The organism is Halobacteriovorax sp. JY17 (genome assembly GCF_002753895.1).
GTDB lineage: Bacteria > Bdellovibrionota > Bacteriovoracia > Bacteriovoracales > Bacteriovoracaceae > Halobacteriovorax.
On sequence record NZ_NJER01000001.1, the window covers coordinates 1,752,855 to 1,772,297 of the forward strand.

15 protein-coding genes and 2 tRNA genes are annotated in these 19,443 nt (G+C 36.0%); 12 read left to right on the forward strand and 5 right to left on the reverse strand.

Annotation, left to right across the window (positions count from 1 at the left end; all coding sequences use genetic code 11):
• Positions 1-99 precede the first annotated feature (99 nt).
• Complete coding sequence (locus tag CES88_RS08285) at positions 100-1,431, forward strand: putative Na+/H+ antiporter (RefSeq protein ID WP_290733253.1); 1,332 nt, start codon at positions 100-102, stop codon at positions 1,429-1,431.
• A 52-nt stretch (positions 1,432-1,483) separates the two neighbouring features.
• On the opposite strand, the gene CES88_RS08290 is transcribed toward CES88_RS08285, so the two are convergent.
• Entirely contained in the window at positions 1,484-2,557 is a 1,074-nt protein-coding gene (locus CES88_RS08290) for a branched-chain amino acid aminotransferase (protein ID WP_290733254.1), read from the reverse strand.
• Positions 2,558-2,744: 187 nt separating this feature from the next.
• On the opposite strand from CES88_RS08290, the gene CES88_RS08295 reads away from it, so the two are divergent.
• On the forward strand, positions 2,745-3,926 hold the full coding sequence (locus tag CES88_RS08295; protein ID WP_290733255.1) for a hypothetical protein: 1,182 nt from the start codon (positions 2,745-2,747) through the stop codon (positions 3,924-3,926).
• Here the strand turns inward: CES88_RS08295 and CES88_RS08300 are convergent.
• Together CES88_RS08300 and CES88_RS08305 are read right to left on the reverse strand one after the other, a co-directional pair.
• Positions 3,923-4,783: a hypothetical protein gene (locus tag CES88_RS08300; protein WP_290733256.1), complete on the reverse strand. Its 861-nt coding sequence runs from the start codon at positions 4,781-4,783 to the stop codon at positions 3,923-3,925. The genes CES88_RS08295 and CES88_RS08300 overlap by 4 nt on opposite strands.
• 20 nt (positions 4,784-4,803) lie before the next feature.
• Positions 4,804-4,878 (reverse strand) — tRNA-Val (locus CES88_RS08305).
• A gap of 143 nt (positions 4,879-5,021) precedes the next feature.
• Here CES88_RS08305 and CES88_RS08310 point away from each other — a divergent pair.
• The 7 genes from CES88_RS08310 (at position 5,022) to CES88_RS08340 (ending at position 16,286) form a co-directional block, all read left to right on the forward strand.
• Positions 5,022-6,671 carry an ABC transporter ATP-binding protein gene (locus CES88_RS08310; RefSeq protein WP_290733257.1) on the forward strand — a complete coding sequence of 550 codons (1,650 nt, stop codon included), beginning with the start codon at positions 5,022-5,024 and terminating at the stop codon, positions 6,669-6,671.
• A complete protein-coding gene (locus tag CES88_RS08315; protein ID WP_290733258.1) occupies positions 6,643-8,406 on the forward strand; it encodes an ABC transporter ATP-binding protein in 1,764 nt (587 codons plus the stop codon). Before CES88_RS08310 ends, CES88_RS08315 begins: the two co-directional genes overlap by 29 nt.
• Positions 8,407-8,458: 52 nt before the next feature.
• Positions 8,459-9,508, forward strand: coding sequence for a thioredoxin domain-containing protein (locus tag CES88_RS08320; RefSeq protein ID WP_290733259.1), 1,050 nt, complete (start codon positions 8,459-8,461; stop codon positions 9,506-9,508).
• A gap of 131 nt (positions 9,509-9,639) precedes the next feature.
• A complete protein-coding gene (locus tag CES88_RS08325; protein ID WP_290733260.1) occupies positions 9,640-11,580 on the forward strand; it encodes a hypothetical protein in 1,941 nt (646 codons plus the stop codon).
• A 74-nt stretch (positions 11,581-11,654) separates the two neighbouring features.
• Complete coding sequence (gene pyk / locus CES88_RS08330; protein WP_290733261.1) at positions 11,655-13,340, forward strand: pyruvate kinase; 1,686 nt, start codon at positions 11,655-11,657, stop codon at positions 13,338-13,340.
• Entirely contained in the window at positions 13,337-14,356 is a 1,020-nt protein-coding gene (locus CES88_RS08335) for a QueG-associated DUF1730 domain-containing protein (protein ID WP_290733262.1), read from the forward strand. The genes pyk and CES88_RS08335 overlap by 4 nt, the downstream gene beginning before the upstream one ends.
• Before the next feature lie 73 nt (positions 14,357-14,429).
• Positions 14,430-16,286 carry an ATP-binding protein gene (locus tag CES88_RS08340; RefSeq protein WP_290733263.1) on the forward strand — a complete coding sequence of 619 codons (1,857 nt, stop codon included), beginning with the start codon at positions 14,430-14,432 and terminating at the stop codon, positions 16,284-16,286.
• On the opposite strand, the gene CES88_RS08345 is transcribed toward CES88_RS08340, so the two are convergent.
• A complete protein-coding gene (locus tag CES88_RS08345) occupies positions 16,279-17,058 on the reverse strand; it encodes an alpha/beta fold hydrolase (protein WP_290733264.1) in 780 nt (259 codons plus the stop codon). The two genes, CES88_RS08340 and CES88_RS08345, sit on opposite strands and share 8 nt — an antisense overlap.
• A gap of 95 nt (positions 17,059-17,153) precedes the next feature.
• Here CES88_RS08345 and CES88_RS08350 point away from each other — a divergent pair.
• The 3 genes from CES88_RS08350 to CES88_RS08360 all read left to right on the forward strand — a co-directional run bounded on the left by CES88_RS08350 (position 17,154) and on the right by CES88_RS08360 (position 18,031).
• Positions 17,154-17,229 (forward strand) — tRNA-Phe (locus CES88_RS08350).
• Between the two features lie 191 nt (positions 17,230-17,420).
• Positions 17,421-17,696: a hypothetical protein gene (locus tag CES88_RS08355; RefSeq protein ID WP_290733265.1), complete on the forward strand. Its 276-nt coding sequence runs from the start codon at positions 17,421-17,423 to the stop codon at positions 17,694-17,696.
• Between the two features lie 2 nt (positions 17,697-17,698).
• Positions 17,699-18,031 (forward strand): type II toxin-antitoxin system PemK/MazF family toxin, encoded by a 333-nt coding sequence (locus CES88_RS08360; protein ID WP_290733266.1) that lies wholly within the window; start codon positions 17,699-17,701, stop codon positions 18,029-18,031.
• A gap of 191 nt (positions 18,032-18,222) precedes the next feature.
• On the opposite strand, the gene CES88_RS08365 is transcribed toward CES88_RS08360, so the two are convergent.
• Positions 18,223-19,371, reverse strand: coding sequence for a Mur ligase family protein (locus CES88_RS08365; RefSeq protein WP_290733267.1), 1,149 nt, complete (start codon positions 19,369-19,371; stop codon positions 18,223-18,225).
• Positions 19,372-19,443: the final 72 nt, after the last annotated feature.

Sequence of the window (19,443 nt, forward strand, 5' to 3'; positions counted from 1 at the left end):
TTTCTAAGTTTTGGATACTGGGTTAAAATTTAGCTAGTTATCATTTTTTTTATCCAATTCTCCGAGTTTGGAACTCGGTTTAACAACTAGGAGTGTTAAGTGAATCCAACTAACGTTCAATTAGTGGGGACAATACTTTTCGTGTGCGCTGTTCTCCACACTTTTCTTGTTTCAAAATTTGAGCACCTCGCTCATAAATATCCAAAAGGATCTATCGGCGAAAATATTTTTCACTTCCTAGGGGAAGTTGAAGCCGTTTTTGGAATGTGGGCAGCTATTCTTATTGGTTATATGGCGTCTACTCAGGGGCTAATGGTTTTTGGTGAAGATGGGCACACTGTTGTTGGTGGTGCAATGAAGTACCTCGAAGGGTTAAATTTTACTGAACCAGCATTTGTTTTTGTCATTATGTGTATGGCGGGGACAAGACCTGTGATTCTATTTGCAGAAAAAATAATTTTGGCCCTTTCAAAATTAATCCCACTTCCTGGTAAGATGGCATTTTATTTTTCAGCTCTAGTTATTGGTCCGCTTCTTGGTTCTTTTATTACTGAACCTGCAGCAATGACTGTTACAGCACTAATCCTTCTTGATTACTTCTACTCAGATGAAAATATGAGTAGTAAATTTAAGTATGCAACTCTAGGTCTTCTATTTGTAAACATTTCAATTGGTGGAACTCTTTCTCACTTTGCAGCACCTCCTGTTTTAATGGTTGCAGGTAAGTGGCATTGGGGATTCATGCATATGATTACACATTTTGGTTATAAGTCAGCAATTGCAATTATTATCTCGACTTTGATTATTGTCTTCATGTTTAAGAATGAATTGTCAGGTAAGTTAAAAGTTAAACAAGCACATGATAATGAAATGGTTCCTACTTGGTGGATGACTCTTGCTCACTTAATCTTTATGGGGTTAGTTGTTTACACTGCTCACCATATGGTTTTCTTTCTTGGACTATTCTTATTCTTCTTAGGATTTGCGACAGTTACTAAAGAGTATCAAGACGAAATTAAATTAAAAGAGTCACTTCTTGTTGGCTTCTTCCTAGCTGGTCTTGTTACTCTTGGAGCACAACAAGCTTGGTGGTTACAACCAGTTTTAGGAAAGATGGATGATCTAGCATTATTCTTTGGGGCGACAGCTCTAACTGCCATTACTGATAATGCTGCACTTACTTACTTAGGTTCATTAGTAGAGCTTACTGATTCAGCTAAATATAACCTTGTTGCTGGTGCCGTCGCAGGTGGTGGTCTTACTGTTATTGCCAATGCTCCAAACCCAGCAGGTTTTGGAATTCTTAAAGGTTCATTTGGTCAAGACGGTATTAAGCCTCTAGGTCTTTTACTTGCGGCGATTGGCCCAACGCTAATTGCTATGGCCTGTTTAGAATTATTCCCTTCAATTATAATGAGTTCTGGGCATTAGAAAATACTTTAAAATTTAGAAAAGATAGAGGCCGCAAAAGCGGCCTTTATTATTAGTGACAAATAACTTTAACAGTTTCTCTCCAGCCATGGATATCTTCGATTCTTCCCTCTTGAAGAGAGAGTAGTGTTTCTCTTAGTTCTTTAGCGATAGGTCCTTCAGGGTTTTTTATATTCCATTCATTTCCCCCAGCATCACCAAGCATTCCAATAGGTGTAATAATAGCGGCAGTACCGCAAGCAAAGCATTCACTACATGATCCATTTTCTATGGCAGTAAGCAGATCATTAATATTCATTTTTTCTTCAACAACTTCATATCCAAGGTCTTTCGCCAGTTGAATAAGAGAGTTCCTCGTTATTCCATCAAGTATTGTGTCTTGAATTTCTGGTGTGTGAAGTTTTCCATTGATTACAGAGAAGAAATTCATTCCTGACATTTCTTCAATATAAGTTTTTTCAAGTGCATCTAGCCAAAGAGTTTGTTGGAAACCAAGTGATTTTGCTTTTTGTGCAGAAATTAAACTTCCGGCGTAATTTCCACCTGTCTTTGCTGCTCCCATTCCCCCTGGACATGCTCTAATGAATTCTCTTTCAATCAATACTTTTAAAAATCCTGTCGAGAAGTAGGCTCCTGAAGGGGAGGCGATAACGAGAAATTTAAATTTCTCACTTGGCTTTATCCCTAGATGTTCTTCAGTAGAAATCATAAATGGTCTTATATAAAGGGATTCTCCCGATTGTACAGGGATGAAGTCATTTGAATAGCCAACGATAGCTCTGACTGCTTCTAGATAAATTTCTTCTGGCACTTCAGCCATGGCCATTCTCTTGGCCGACTCGTTAAATCTCTTCGCATTTTGATCGGCCCTGAAAAGATATGGACCGTGCCCTTCATAGTGGTAGGCCTTCATTCCTTCAAAAATCTCTTGTCCGTAGTGGAGAACTTTTGCTGTAGGATCAAGCTCTAGAGGTCCGTAAGGAAGAAGTTGAAGCTCTCCCCATTTTCCATTTTCAAAATCACAAACGGCCATAATTGGAACCATAGTTCTTCCAAAACCGATATCTTCAGGGAGTTTGAAATTATTAAGGGCTTCTAGTGCCTTCGGATCTACATTTAAAGTCATATATAATCTACCTTGATAGTGTGAATTTTTGGCACTATAGCATCAAATGTTCCAAACGTAATGAAGCGCTAAGTTAAAAGTTAGAGGAAAGTTGGAATATTTTCTAATAATATTAGTAGTTTAAATATAGGAGGGTAATTTTGTAGGGTCTATAAACTCTTGAAATTTGGATGTAAAATTATCTCATATGTTATTTAAAATTATAGTTTTCTCACTTGGTTTGTCTCTTTCTACTTTTGCTCAAAATGCAAAAGAAAGCTTTAGTGTTGTTGTTGAAGGTAATAGAAGCGGACTGAATTACATTAAAGCTCGATCCGAATTAACAATGGCAAGAAGTACGAAGTTTTGTCGTGGCTCAAAGATGCCGAAGGCGATTGGGGAGTGGAGTTGTAAGAATACGGCTCCAAGACTTAGTCACTGCGTTTTGGAATATAAGTGCCACTTTGTGAATAAGAAATTTAATAGACTTAGTGAATCGCGAAGACTTAGAGCAAAATTAAAAGACATTCCTCATTTAAAAACAAAGTATTCAATATCACTTTTCTATAAAGACAAGAAAGAAGTTTTAGAAGAGTTGGGAGGAGCCGCTCAGATGAGTCGCTCCATAAAGAAAATGCCCGCTCCCTTTGCTCCTCAAAAGTTAGCTGCTTCAAAGAGTGTAAGTCGCAAAAAGAAAGTAAGAGGGACTAGAGTTCAAAAAGCTCCATTGAAAAAATCTGTTGTACCAACTAAAAAGAAGAGTGTGTCTGAGCGTGAGCTTGAAGAGATTGCTTTTTTAAAAGATGATGAAGTTGATAAGTTAATTAAGCAAGAAGAATTAATTGAGGAAGAAGAAGTCTCTGCGCCAATAGAGTCAGAAAGTGTGGCCAAAGATGACAAGATTGATTTCTCAGAAATAAAGAAAGAAAAGAAAAAAGAATCTAAGTCTAATCTAAAAACACAGTGGGCCAGCTTTGACTTGAGTTATATTATGATTTCAGACGATGAAGAGACTTCTCTTTCTACGTTTGGATTAAGCTGGACTCCACACTTATGGTTTTCTAGTCACTTTGGAGTGAGAGGGAATATTGGTTTTCATTCTTATTCAACACCAGAAACAGAGCTCGTAGCATCGGAGTCATTTCTTATTTATGACTTGGGTCTTTTTGGTGTTTATAAATTCACAAATATTTTCTTTGAGCTTGGTCTTGGATTACAGAAATGGAATCACGAAGAAGCTGAAAATGCGAACACTCTATCTTATGGTTTTGGATATTACTTTGATGAAAAGAAGTTATATATAATTGATAGAGTTTCATTCGGTATGTCATCTCTTTCAAATGATATTGGAACCAAGGAAATGAAGTTTAGCATAGGTGGATCTTTCTAATCCATCTGCTTTTCAATTGTCTTAATGAGATTTTTTGTCGACTTCTCTCTCTTAATTTTCTTCTTATCTTCAAGATATCGTAGATAGAGAACGATATTCTTTATTCTATCAATTCTCTTATCTATTTTTGGAGAAAACATCGGCATCTTACTCTTAGGGTTAATACCTCTAGGGTTGTGAATAAATTTCGCCAGCTTCTTATCACTATATCTCTTGGTGGTACCATTTGTGATTAGCTCACTTACTTTAGTAGAGCCGTAACCATAGACAGTATGACATGAGAGACAATTCTTTCTCACATTCTCATATCCCCAGTTGAGTTTCTGATCTTTTTCTGGAGGAATAATAAAGGTTGGAATTTTTGAAACCAACTCAAACCCAGTTACTTTATAGGGCCAGTGAGTTTTTCTTCTAGAAGGAACTTTATTCTTGTCCTCCTCCCAAATTAAGTAATAAGGGGAGAGGTCAACGACTTTTTCTTTATACATGGTTAGAGAGACAAACTTCTTATTGTCTGCGCGAGAAAAGGCTAGATAAGCTTCACGCTCTTTAAATTTATAAGTTTCAACAATAGGGGTGTAGCGGTCTTTTGTTCTTACTGTGAGGGCGAATTGATCCTTCCATTCGTCTTTGTAAATACTTTGGAGAATCCTTCGCATAGAAAAGGCATTATAGGTTTCTGGCTTTAAAGTATAGGGATTGAAAACGGTTACTTTATGAATCTTGAAAGAGCTCTTTAATTCTTCAAAGCTTAAAGACTTAAGAAGATTTTCACTTTTATAGAATTGAAGCTCAGAGGTTGCGTAGCAAGAGAGATTAAGTAGGATTGCAAAAATTAGCGTAATAAATAAATTCATTTGGAGATTGTACTGATAAATGGTGCACCCGACAAGGATTGAACTTGTGACCTTTCCGATGTCAACGGAATGCTCTCCCACTGAGCTACGGGTGCGTGGAATTGTTCAAAAAATATAGGAGAGATTTAAAAAAGTGTCAATCTATGATTACCTTGCGTAGCGGCGAGTAGTTGATTATATTCTAGAAAATTAAGAATATAACTTATCCATAAGTATTAAATAAGCTATAAATATCTCTATGAAAAAACGTTTAGATGTCACCCTGTTTCAACTGTTGAAAAATCAGTTTATTGAATTCTTTCCTTGGTATATTGGAGCCTTTATTGCTCTATACTGTACCCATTATATTCAAAGTGAGCTTCCTTTTATGGCAAAGGAGCTTGCTGACTTTGTAATAAGTGAAACTCACGATTTTAATACGATTAAGTTTGCCTACCTTGCGCTTGGTATCATCGTCTTTAGAACTTCATCGAGACTCTTATTCTTTTATCCTGCAAGAATTCTTCAAAAGTATTTAAGAGTAGAGGCCATAGAGAGAATTGAGAGTTCTAATCCAATTAGGTACAAGAAATTTTCTGCGGGACAACTTTTTCAAGTGGTAGGAAATGATCTCGAAGAGGTTAGGGCCCTTATAGGTTTTGCACTCTTACAGGTCGCTAATATTGTTATTGCCATGAGTGTTCTTATCCCAAAATTATCTGGTTTTAGTCCAAGACTTCTTTTGGCCCTCACGCCAGTCTTTGTTGGTTTTGTTATATTCACTATAATTGTGAGTCGAAATAAGAAGTACTACCGTAAGACTCAGGACCTGCAAGGTGAAGTTCAAAATTTCATTATGGAATCATATGCAGGTAAGAAAACAATAAAGAACTATCACGTAGAAGATTCATTTATAAATCTCTTTAAGAAGCATTCGATGGCAGAGCTTTATAACTTCTACAAAGCAGGAAATAATATTGCGCTCTCTATTCCCCTCGTTCCATTTGGTGTAGGGGTTTCACTTCTTTGGGGAGCTCACATTATTCGTGTAGAGCAACTTGGAGCTTCATCACTTGTTTTATTTTCTGGATTTGTTTTTCTATTTTTAGAACCGATGATGTTTCTTTCATGGATTGGTGTGGTCTTTGCTCGTTCAGCTGGTGCTTGGGCAAGAATTAAAGAATTAATCGTTGCAATTAAAGATGAGTGCCCTGAGGAGATTGAGTTACGAGAAGATAATCATTGTATTGATGAAGAAGGATTTTTTAAAGTCAAACTCTGGGATGAGAAGATTGACCTTGAAGTCGTAAAAGATAAGTGGAATGTGTTAATTGGAACCACTGGCTGTGGAAAAACTGAAGTCATTAAGCAAATGGCCAATGTTCTTCTAAATAAAGGTAAGAAAATTTCTTACGTTGCACAGGAGCCTTATCTGTATAACGATACGATCAGTGCAAATATTTTTCTTGGAACTGATATTACCCCTGAGAGAATAAAGAAGGCCCATGATCTCTTAAGGTTATTTGGTCTAGATTATCTTGAAACAAGTATGGAAAAACTCTTGGAACTTGAAGTTGGTGAGAACGGAAAGCGACTATCTGGCGGACAATGCAAGAGGCTATGTTTGATTAGAAGTTTACTCTCTAATGGGGAAATCATTATTTGGGACGACCCATTTTCATCAGTGGATCTCATTCTAGAAAAACAAATATTTAATAAATTAAAAGAAAGTGAATTTGCAGTGGGGAGAACATTTATTCTTAGTTCTCACAGATTAACAACAGTTAAACTTTCAGATTACATACTCTACTTAGATAAAGATCACGGATTAATGGAATACGGTGAGCAGAGTATATTACTAGCTAAAGAGACAAAAACTTATGAATACTTCGAAAATCAAATGGTCTAGCATATTCTTTTTTAAAGGCTCTTCAAGATATGTAGTCTTAATTATTATTTGCTTAATTCTTTCATCGGGACTTGGGGCATTGGTTCCAAAGCTCGTTGCAAAGCTTGCGGAGAGTTATAATAACGAAGATATTTTCTATAATAGTATTAGAAATCTTCTCTATCTCTTCATGGGTGTCTACGTAAATAGAGCACTTTATCAATTATGCATTAATAAGTATGTGAAGTACTTAGTTCAAAATGTTAGAAGCTGGTGCTTTGAAAAGTGGATACTAAGTTATGAAATTCAAGAAGGCGATACTGGACACGAAGAGAAATATCCTCAAGGGGAAGTTCTCTCTCGGATTGTAAACGATACGGAGAGTATTAGAGAACTTGTGACTTCTGGAACATTTGGAATCTTCATTGACCTCTTCTTTGTTGTTTCTTGTATGTTGAGCTTTATTACAATTAATACTGTTACGGGTGTTACTCTTGTTGTAGCGGAAGTCTTAGCAGCATCTCTACTCATTTACGGAAGTAAGTATATGAGAAAGATCTTCTTGTCTGTGAGGCATTCAAGAGGGAACGTTTATAAAACGGTTGCTAATCTTGTAGGGGGAGTAGGAGAGACCTATTTCACTAATCATGAAAATTATGCTTCAAAGAAATCTGAGATGGTCTTCGATGATTACCTAGGGAAAATTTTAAAATCTAATGTTTGGGACTCTGGTTATTATTCAATTGCTGAATCTCTCTATCCACTTCTCCTTGCTCTTGTCGTTCTTATTTTTCCGTATAGTCATATTACTCAAGCGGCAGTGATTCTCGTTATTGTAGATTTAATTCAAAGGTCCATTGGACCAGTGAAAGATATTGCAGGAAAAATTGCTAACGTGCAAAGAGCGGCCAGTGGAGTAGATAGAATTAGTGAATTTATGTATGACCTTGACCAAACGATCTCTTCACCAAGAAGCCATACAAAGAGAGAAGAGAGTTTAGATCAAGTTTCGATTGAGATTGAAGAGTTTTCTTATCCAATAAGAAGAGAGGGGGAGCCTGCCTTTGCTTTAAATCAAATTTCATTCAGCGCCTCTAGAGGAGAGTTAGTTGGAATTGTGGGGATTTCAGGTTGTGGAAAATCAACGCTCCTAAAAATTCTAAGTGGTAATTTAATTCCTCAAAAAGCTGAGATTATTGTCTCAGGTAGTGACGGTGAAAGAGTGATTTTCCCTGGAGAATCATTTAAAGATGTTACTCGCTACAGGGAGTTGGTTGGAATTGTGTCACAGGATTCTCATATTTTCTCAGAAAGTGTTGCGTTCAATATTTGTCTAAGTGAAGAAATTCCTGAAAGCTTCTATACTTTCTGGAAGTGGGTGGAAGATAGAATTCCTTATATTTCTGAAATTTGGGGAGTAAGTCCCGAAACGAAATTGGATCAGAAATCAATTTCTATCGGACAAAAACAACTCCTTGCAGCAATTAGGTCTTGCTACTTAAAGAAGCCAATTGTTCTCTTTGATGAAGTTTCTTCAGGGCTAGATTCTAGACTTGAAATGGCGCTTAGGAAGGTGATTCTTCTTATTCAAGAGCAGTCTTTGACGTTTATCGTGGCCCATAGGCTAGAGACCGTCATTGAGTCTAATAAGATTCTTGTCTTAGACAAAGGAAATTTAGTTTCCTCTGGAACCCATGAGAGCTTGTTGAGTGGGTGCGAAATTTATAAAGAGTTTTTGAATGAGTTGAGCCATTAGCTTAACTGAGATAGAATATTTATCGTAAATACATAAGTGCAAGGAGCGCATAATGAAGAGAAATATTTTTACAACTGTATCTATTGCAGTCTTAGCAGGGGTCCTATTTTACTCTTGTACAAAATCAGTAGAGTCTAAGCCAACATTTTTATTTAAAGCTGCTCCAGATATGAGTGCAGGGGTAAAAATTGGCGATAAAGTAATTTCAAAAGATGATCTCTTTAAAGGGATTGAGAGTGAATTATATGAAGCTGAAATGAAAGTCTTTGAACTCAAAATGAATAAAATGAAAGCAAGAGTTCTAGAAGTGTTCATGGAGCAAGACACAAATAAGAAAGATCTTACAAATGATCAATACCTTGAAAAATATATAACTTCAGGAATTAAAATTTCAAAAGAAAAGATAGATGCTTTTGTTAAAGAGAAAAACATTCCTAAGGAACATTTAAACGATCAAATGAAGCAGAGAATCCAGCAATACCTTCTGATAGAAGAGAAGAAAATTGCAATCGATACTTGGCTAGCTAAGAAAACAAAGAAGACACCTGTTGAAATTTACTTCAAAGAACCAACTCGTCCAATGTTCAATGTAACTGCTGGTGATGCACCATTTATGGGAGCTGCAGATGCTAAAGTTGAAATTGTAGAATTCTCTGATTTTCAGTGTCCATTCTGTTCAAAAGGGGCGGGAGTCGTTCACGATCTTAAGAAGAAGTATGGAAATAAAGTTAAAGTTGTTTTTAAGAACTTTCCTCTTCCGTTTCACAACCACGCTAAGAAAGCTGCAGAGGCAGGACTTTGCGTACATGAGCAAGATAAGGCAAAGTTCTGGACTATGCACGATGCGATGTTTGCAGATCAAACAAAGCTTGACCGTGAAGGGTTAGTAAATTCTGCTAAAGCTTTAAAAATTGATGTTGATAAATTTACTAAATGTTTAGACTCTGGAAAATTCACTGCGAAAGTTGAATCAACTATGGAAGAGGGGAAAACTATAGGTGTAAAATCAACTCCGACTTTCTTTGTTAACGGAATGATGATTAATGGAGCTCATCCTGTGGAAGTTTTCTCTGAGCTTATTGATCAAGAACTCGCTAAGTAGTTAATTTTATAAAAAATAATCTTTAGATATAAAAGGCCTGGAAAAATGTTTCTAGGCCTTTTTATTTTCTTTTATCATGTATAATATTAAGGTCACGTTCACCGCCAAAAAACCAGGAAGGTAGAGGCTCAATGGATATCAACGACTATAGTACAAGACTTTCACAGGCAAGAAGCAACTTTAGAGATGCTGCGGATGAATTAAAAGATCATTACAACACTGAAGTGGATGATCTTTCAAAAAATCACGAAGCAGTTCAAGAGAAACAAAGAAATATTTACGATAAGAGTAAGGCCAACTTTGAACAAGATGTTGCAGCTACCATTGAAAATAAGAATAAAGAAGTTAAAGAAACAATGATGCAGAGGACTGAGCAGTTTAGAAATCAAACTGCAGCTCAGCAAGAAGGTTTTGAACACGACAGAGAAGATATAAAAAGAGGCTTTGACGATAGATTAAATTACCTGAAAGATTCATATAATAAAGATATTTCATCAAGAGAACAAAATTATAATGCTCGCTCTGAATCAACGGAGAAGAGATACGACGAGAGAATTGACTCAGCCACAAAGGATTTTCAAAATAAAATCACTAAGATTGATGACTCAACAAAAGAAGCGGTTAGAAGTCAAAAAATTGATTTAGATATTGAAAAGAAATCACAAGAGCTTAGACATAAGAATGAAATAGCAGACTTTGTTGAAAGTGGAAATTCTTCGAGAGCGAAGATGGTTGATAAGCAACAAAGAGATCTTCAAAATCTAAGGAATACTCAGGCTGATGAACTTCGAAATAGAGGTGATCACCACGCAAAGACTATTAACTCAATCTATGCTCAGAAAAATAATGAAGCAGAAGAAATGTCTTCAAGTTTTAGAAAATTAACTGATGACATTAATGATAGAAATACAAATAATAATGAGCAGATGGCCAAGGTTAGTAGAGATCGTATCTCAGAGCTTGAAAGACAATATGCTCAGACTAATTATCAAAATAAGAGAGAGATGCAAGAGAAGCTTAAGGGTGGCTCTGATCTTGATAAAGATGAGTTAAAGTCTGCTCAGCTGACTCAGAAGTTTGATACTAAGTTAAAAAATATTAATGAGAATATTGATAATATGAGATACAAAGACCAACTCGATAAAGAGAGAATGGCCACGCAATTTCAAAATAGTACAAAAGAGAGAAATCTAGCTCAAGCAAAGCAGATTGATAACCTTGAGAAAGAATCCCGCGATTTTAAAAATAAAACAATGAAAGAAAATCTCGAGAGAACGGATAAGGTTATTGGAGACTATAAGTCTAGATTAACTAAATCTGAACTAGATAATGAACAAAGGGCGATGAAAGATCGTCAAGTTTCTAACAATAGAATTCAAAATCAACGTCAAGAATTTGGTCGAGTAGTAAATCAGATGAGTGAGATGAACTTAGAAGCAATTTCTGAACTTCAAGATGAACATGCTACAGAGAAAACTAAGTTTATTAATGACTCGCGAATGGCCCATCATAATGAAGTTGAAAACTTGAAAGATGATTTCAATACTCGTCTTTCAAAGAGGGAAGGAAGTCTTAATCAAAGACTTGATATGAAGAATAAAGAACTAGATCAAACGATTACTAGATATGAAGAAAAATTGACTAAACTTGAAAATGAGTCTCAAGCGGAAATATCTAAAATTAAGAGCTTTGAAGAAGAGCGTAGAATTGAAGATACTAGAGAATTTAAAAGGCAGATGAGAACTATGTCAGATTCATTTACAAAAGAAAAAGTGGCCCTAAAAGATGAGCTTGATAGAAAATTTTTGAATGAAAAACATAAGAGTGATGTGAAGCTTAATGAAGTCGTTCAAAAATATGAAACTCAACTTGATATGGAAAGAAACGAGACCAGAAGGAATTTTAAGACTAAAATTAAGGAACTCGAATCTAACTATCAAAGACTTGCCGATCAGAGTGAGTTAGAGAAAGACCTTATCAGAAATCAATTTGAGCGAAGAATTGAAGAGATGCAGAAGGTCAATCAAATGCAATTAGATGAGATGTCTAGAGAGAAAAACTCGTTAGCATAAAATACAGTTTGTCGCCGCTTCAAAGCAAGTGCTATACTAGTATAAATCACAATTTATACATAGGACGCACTTGAATGAGAAGGGCAAAAATAGTGGCCACCCTTGGCCCATCATCTAATACAGTCGAACAAATTTCAAAATTAATTCAAGCAGGAATGAATGTTTGTAGAGTGAATATGAGCCATGGAACACATGAGTCTCATAAAGAGCTTATTGCAAATATAAGACAGGCTTCTGTTAATGTTGATAAACAAGTTGCGATTCTAGCAGATCTTCAAGGTCCTAAGATTCGTGTTGATAAATTACCTGAAAATTTAATACTAAAAGAAAATGAAGAATGGGTTATTGGTCCTTCTAAATTAATGGGAGAGTATCCAGAGTATGAAGGAAAGTATATTCCAACAATCTATGAAAATCTCGTAGATGATTGCTTCGATGGTGCACGTATTCTCTTTGATGATGGTCTAATACTTGCGGAGTCAGTAAAAAGAGATAGAGATGTTTATAAAATAAAAGTTAACGTGGGTGGAATTTTAAAGTCCAACAAGGGAATCAACCTTCCTGACTGTGATGTTTCAGCACCAAGCTTTACAGATAAAGACAGAGAAGACTTAATGTTTGCTCTGACTCAAAACATTGACTATATCGCCCTTTCATTTGTTAGAAAAGGTGAAGACATTCAACAAGTAAAAGTTCTTCTTCATGATTTAAAAGTTGATATTCCTATCATTTCAAAAATTGAAAAACCTCAAGCTATCGATAATATCGAAAGTATCTTAGACGTTACTGATGTGATTATGGTTGCGAGAGGAGATATGGGTGTTGAAGTTGGAAACCACTTAGTACCTTCAATCCAAAAGAAGTTGATTAAACTTTGTAATGAAAGAGGAATACCTGTTATTACGGCAACTCAAATGCTTGAGAGCATGACTCATAATCCAACGCCTACAAGAGCAGAGGCCAGTGATGTGGCCAATGCTATTTGGGATGGGACTGATGCTGTAATGCTTTCTGGCGAAACTGCCTCCGGGGATTACCCAATAGAAACTGTTAAAACAATGGTAAAAATTATTGAAGATGCAGAGCAGACTCCAAAAGAGAGACCGCTCCTTAGGCATGTGGATCTTTCAAGTGTTCAGGCCTCTGTGATGGTGGCAGCATCACTCATTGGAGAGAAAGTCTACGCAAAGAGAATTCTTGCTGTTACAGAATCTGGAATTTCTTGTTTAAAACTTGCTAAATTTAGACCAACAACTCCATGTTTAGGTGTAACAACAACAGAGAGAACAGCTCGAAGAATGTGTTTGTATTGGGGGATTGAACCATTTCTTTTAAAGAACTACAGAGAAGATTCATTCAACTTTCAATATCATGTCATCAATAAAGTGAAGAAGAAATTAAAACTTGTTAATGGTGATAAACTTGTCATAACAAGAGGAGATGGAAAGTTCTTCAGAGCGGGTAGTTCAAACTCGGTGAAGGTCGATATAATAAAAGACGTTCCAAAAGTTCTTGGAAGTGGGGGAGATACATTAGAAGAAGCTTCTGATGATAAAAAAAAAATCCTTCTAGACCATAATATCTGCGCTAGCTGTCAAAGGTGTGTGGAGATTTGTCCACACGCTATTTGGAAAATTAATCCAATAACAAAAGATACCTACTTAAATAAAGATCAGATTCACTACTGTAATATGGACCTTCAATGTATTAAGGTGTGTCCAACGGGCGCAATTGAAATAATTCCTAATTTTAGCAAATGAAAGAAGAGATTTTAGAAAAAGTTTTAAACTCAGAAAACTTAAAGAAGTTTGGAATCGTTGACTGGGGAGTAACCTCTGACCCAAGGCCTATTACTTGGAAGTATTACTTTGATTGGGTAAATAAAGGGCTAAATGGAATCTTAAAATATCTAGAAGGTGAGAGAAGAGATAAGAGAGAAGATATAAGGAATTACTTTCCTGAGTTTGAATCTGCTATTGTCTTTCAGTTTTCCTATGCCAAAAAGAAGTTTGAACTCGATAAATTCTATGAAAGCGAAAAGAGTAATGGTCTGAAAATCGCGAGTTATGTTCTTGGCTTTGATGGGGTGGACTATCATTTTAAGCTCAGAGATGCTTTAGATTCAATTGGTGAACAATTAAGAGAGCTCGACCCAGCTCTTCAATTTAAATTATCATTAGACACACAACCTATCTTAGAAAGAGATCTTGCCTATAGAGCGGGACTTGGATGGTTTGGTAAGAATAGTATGTTCATAAGTAAGAAGGAGGGAAGCTTCTTTATTTTAGGATCGCTTCTTCTTTCAAAGAATTATTCACTTGCGGAGAAAGAACCTGAAACGGATCATTGTGGACAATGCACGAGATGTGCTGATGCCTGTCCAACCGATGCCATAGACTTAGAAAGTAGAACTCTAATATCAAATAAGTGTATAAGTACTTATACGATTGAGCTCTTTAAAGATTTAGGAGAGGCCCCTGAGGGGATGGAAAATTCAAACGGTGAAATATTTGGCTGTGATATTTGCCAAGAAGTTTGCCCTTGGAATAAGCGTCTCTTAAGAGTCGGTAAAGTAGACCTTAACGAAACCTTAATAAGTGAGAGAGAGCTTCAAATAAGAAGCTTCTTTCTTGAACGTCCTATTTTAGAGGTTTTAAGTGATTTGAAATCGTTATCAAATAGAGGATTTCAGAGATTATTCAAAAGTACTCCGATAGAGAGAACGGGGAGAGTAGGGCTTCTGAAAAACATACGCTTTTTCTCGGGAAAAAGGTAACACCACAAACTTAATTTCTTTATTTTTTTAAATGGCGATATAATGTGTAGATGCAATAGATAGGGTAATTTACATGAATGAGAATAATCAACATAGTAATGAAAAGAAATCATTTTCATCACTTAGTAAAATAATCATATTAAAAATTATAGCGATAAGCTCACTCGTTACAGTGATCTCAACAGGTATTCAACTATATAGAGATTACTCTCAAAATGTCTCTAAAGTTGATAATGATATTAAGCGTGTTTCAAATTTAATTGTTCCAGAACTTTCCTATAACCTTTGGCACTTAGATGTTAAAGCTCTGAAGATGCAACTCCACTCTCTTTCATCAACGGGTGAGTTTACTTACGTTGAAATTAATTATGATGGAAAAACTTTGATCTCAGGAAAAGATGATGAGTTTATTCAAAAGAAAGAAAAAACTTGGCCTCTGATGTACTCTTATAAAGGTGAAGAGAGAGAGCTTGGAACATTAAGAGTTGTAACAGATTTAGAGCCTTATATTGAACATGTTCTTAATACTGCACTATTTATTTTAACAGCAAACTTTATTAAGACATTTATTGTGGCCTTTGTGATGATTTACATTCTTCGCGGTCATGTGATGATTCCTCTTAATCTCTTGTCTACAAAGTTAAAAGATTTTAATCTCGATAATTTGGACAAAGAAGATATTAATTTAAATAGAAAGCCAAGTGATACTATTGATGAGCTTGATATCGTTCTCTATTCAGTGAATAAAATGAAGAGTAACTTGATTCACGATATTGAGAGAATGGAAACAGATAGGGAAGAGAAAGAAGAACTCATTGTTAAATTAAATCAATCTCAAAAAATGGAAGCACTAGGGAGATTGTCTGGTGGAATTGCCCACGATTTTAATAATATTCTTCACTTAATTTCAGGGTCAGCTGAGCAGTGTCTTTATTACTTAGAGAGCAATAAGCAGGATAAGATAAAGAAGTATCTTGGAAATATTGTAGAGTTTGCTGATCGTGGTGATAAGCTCATTCGCCAAATTCTTACTTACACTCATCAAAAGAAAGTTGAGTATGCTAAAACTAATTTGATTGATGTTATTAAGAGCAGTTTAGAAATGATGCGCTCTACTCTTCCTGCTAATATTGAAATTGATTTTAGCTTTGATCAAGAAGTAGATATCTTAGGCGACATTACACAAATGCAACAAATCATTATGAACTTCTGTACTAACTCTAGAGACTCAATTGGAAAGAAGAGTGGACATATTAAAGTAAAGTCTCAAGTGAATCATATAAAGAATGAAGTTCAATTAATTATCTCTGATAATGGAGTAGGTATTCCTGAAGAAGTAAAGGCCAAAATTTACGAACCTTACTTTTCGACTAAGCCTATTAATAAAGGTACAGGAATGGGGCTTTCAATTATTCATTCAATTATTGAACAAATGAATGGAAGAATTGAATTAATTAGTGAGATAGGAGAAGGGGCGAAGTTTATTATTTTTCTTCCTGTTTATACAGAAGGAGAAGACCTCATCGCTATGAACTATGATCCATTACAGAGACTTGGTGAAATAAGCCTTCATGGAAAGAGAGTTCTTATTTTAGATGATGAAGAGATTATTGCGAATATGCATAAAGACTTTATTGAAGAGCAAGGGGCAGAAGTTTTCTGTTATATTTCCCCATCGGCTGCACTAGGGGCCTTAAAACAAGGATTGGAAGTTGATGTTATTTTAACTGACTTATCAATGCCTGAGATGACTGGCTTTGAGTTTGCTAAGGCCTATACGGATAATGGGGGACAGTGTCCTATTATTCTTCTAACTGGACATGAGGAAAAAGTTCTATCTGAAAATGATATCTCTTCATATAATATTGAAGAAGTACTTTTAAAACCAATAAATATGGAAGAATTATTAGAAGTGATTAGTTCTATATAATTCCTTCGTCTTTTAAAAACTTCTTAATATGAGGAGCGGCCATCTCTGGCATGTGATGAGGAAGTTTGGTTGGACGATCATAGCTCACTTGATTTCTTTCACTCAGATAATCAACCATTATTTGTGTACCATCTTTTCCAACAACAGCGTCGTCAGCACCAGTTATAAAATGAACTCTTTTTCCTTCAAGTTCCAATTGTTCTTTGCGCTCCTTTATCCAAGGAAAAATCACATCGGGAGAAATCGCTGGAGAGACGAGTTGTCTCCTTACATTCAAAGTTGATTTATAAAAAGGCGTATCAAAAATATGCGTTACTCCCTTTGGTGGCATTCCAAGTCCAACACATAGGGACATGGTGTCGAGTCCTATAAAATCGTCGGACTCAAGAGCGAGAAGAGAGAGTAGAGCGCCTAGAGAGTGACCTCCTAGGATAACTCTCAGATTTTTGTAATCCTTATTAGTAGAAATATCTTTGAGTTTCTCATAGGCCTGTTTAAAGAGCTCTGGAGCATGCTTCTTATATTGTTCAAAGCTTTCAACTTCACTAAATGTTCCTAAATAATGACCTGGTTGGTCAAAAATCATTGCGGGAATACCTTCCTCGGCCAAGCGTGTGGCCCAGCTAAGAATACTCGATTTGTGAGAGGTGTATCCATGAGTAAAAATAGCGAGGGCCTTTGCTGGCCTGGTATTTTCATCAGGAAGAAAGATCATTGCGTTAAGTTCTTGATCTAAATAAGTTATTTTGGATTTAGTTATCTTTATTGTCATGGAATTAACATACTAAATTATTCAAATTAATTTAAGATTTAATTTGACGAAATAGCCACATTCCTTTATTTTTAATCTCACTCAAACGAATTTATGCCCTGATAGCTCAGTCGGTAGAGCAAAGGACTGAAAATCCTTGTGTCCGTGGTTCGAATCCGCGTCGGGGCACCATTTAAAAAGCTCTGTAGTTTTAACTAATTACAGGGCTTTTTTTATACTCTTTTTTCCCATTATCGAACTAAGCTCACTCATGTTATTTAAAATCAGTATGTTATAGGGAATTTAAGTCTTGTGTACAAGTTAGTTCTCAAAGTGGTGTACTTTTATGCCGACACGTGTTAATATAGGAGAAGGAGTATACCATGAAATCAGAAAGATGTTTATTTTATGTGAAGGAGCCAGTTGTTGTAGACGAGCTGGAAAGAATCCCTCAGCGACAGCGGTCGGAGAGGTTAAATGAACTACTGAAAAAGGCATTAGAAATGGAGAAAAAGGAAAAGATGCTTCTTGAATGTAATAAACAAGCAGCTAGTATGAGTCAGTCTGATTGGAATGAGCGTGAAAGTGATGGTCAGGTAATTGCCACAGGATTTCATAAGCAAGATGAAGACGATGATATTCCAGAAGGTTGGTTTTAGGGATGTTGCGGGGAGAAATCTGGTGGGGTGTTTACCCTAACGATAGATCAGGAAAGACCAGACCATTACTTATTGTGAGTAACGATGCAATCAATAAAAGTAATGGGCAAGATATTGTAGTAGTGAAGGTGACAAGCTTGATGAAGTCTGATGGAAGTCAGAGGTATGTAAATCAATACTATGATGTTATTGTTCAGTTGAAAAATCCAAGTGTTATACAAACTGCTGCAATATACACAACTTTAAAAAAAAATTTAAGAAGTCTTTTATCTACTATAACTTCAGTAGAGCTTAGCCAAGTTGACAGGGGATTGAAAAATTCTCTTGATCTGTAGGTGGATCAAGGACTTTTGAAATTTAATATAGCAGTTCGATAATCGCCCACTTCGGGGCACCATTCTTTTGAAGACGATAAAAAGCCACTTTTCGGAGTGGCTTTTTTTATTTTATCAAACAGTTACGTGGTTCGAGTGTTTCATTCTTTTTCATACCCCTAGGCGGGCATAAGAACTACATATCTAAGACTTTAATTTATCAATAATGTTTCTCTATACCGGTTTATTACTTGAGACATAGTGGGTTCAAGTGAATCTGGATGAATTACAAGTAAATCTCCAGAATTAACTTTTGAAAAGATATGGTCAACAGCATTTTCTGATTGGTTCGATATTTCTATTTGATCTTCATCAAAGCCAGCTTTAAGCAATCCTTGCTGCATGAGTTTTATGGTTTCTCCCGCTGGACGGCCGCGGGGATCAAAGTCAGTTAATACAATAAAGTCGTATACGTCAGCGAGGGCATGACCATATTCAATTATCTGATCATTTGTTCGGCTTCCAGTTCCGTGACATAAAGCGATCTTGCGTCCAGGAGAAAGTTTGGGGAGAAGTTTGGAAAATGCACGAGCTGAGTCTGCATTATGACCGTAATCAAGTAATACTTTGTAACCTTGAAAATCAAATAAATTCATCCTTCCAGGATTTTGATTTGGAGAAGGATAGAATGTCATAACTCCATTACGTATTTGTTCTTTTGTAAGACCCAATCCATGAAGTGCGGCGATTCCAGCAAGTGCATTGGAAATATTAAATTCAACTCGTCCACCAAAAGTGATGGGGATTTCCTCAAGAGTACAAATAGTAATATCCATTCCCAGACTTCTAATGATGACATTCCTATCTTCTATTATTACAACGCTATTTTTATTAGAAATATGCTCTTTTATAATTTTATTTTTAGAATTAAGAGAAAACAGAATAATATTTCCGCGAGCTCGGTCTAGAACTTTCATCGTTTCTAAATCATCAGCATTTAAAACGGACGTTCCAGATTCCTTAACAGCTTCTACCACCGTTGATTTAACAAGATTCAAATCGTGCTGTGTTTCAATCCAATCAGTTCCTAGGTGATCATTTCCGATATTTAGTAAGACTCCGATATCAACCTTTTCAACTCCAAGTCCTCTTCTTTGTATGCCACCTCTAGCAACTTCCAACACGACATGATCAATTGTAGCTTCTCTAATGACAATCCCCGCACCTTCAGGTCCGCTATAATCACCCGCAAGAATAGAAGTACCATCGATTTCAATTCCTGTAGTGCAAGTAAGTCCTACTGTTTTACCAGCATACTTAAGTGTATGGGTTATCCTCGGGCGGCAGTGGAAAGAGCTCAAAACCTTCGATCAAGATTATGCTTAGACCATTCCTAAATGATAAAATTCTTCCTTTATTAATCTAACTATCGG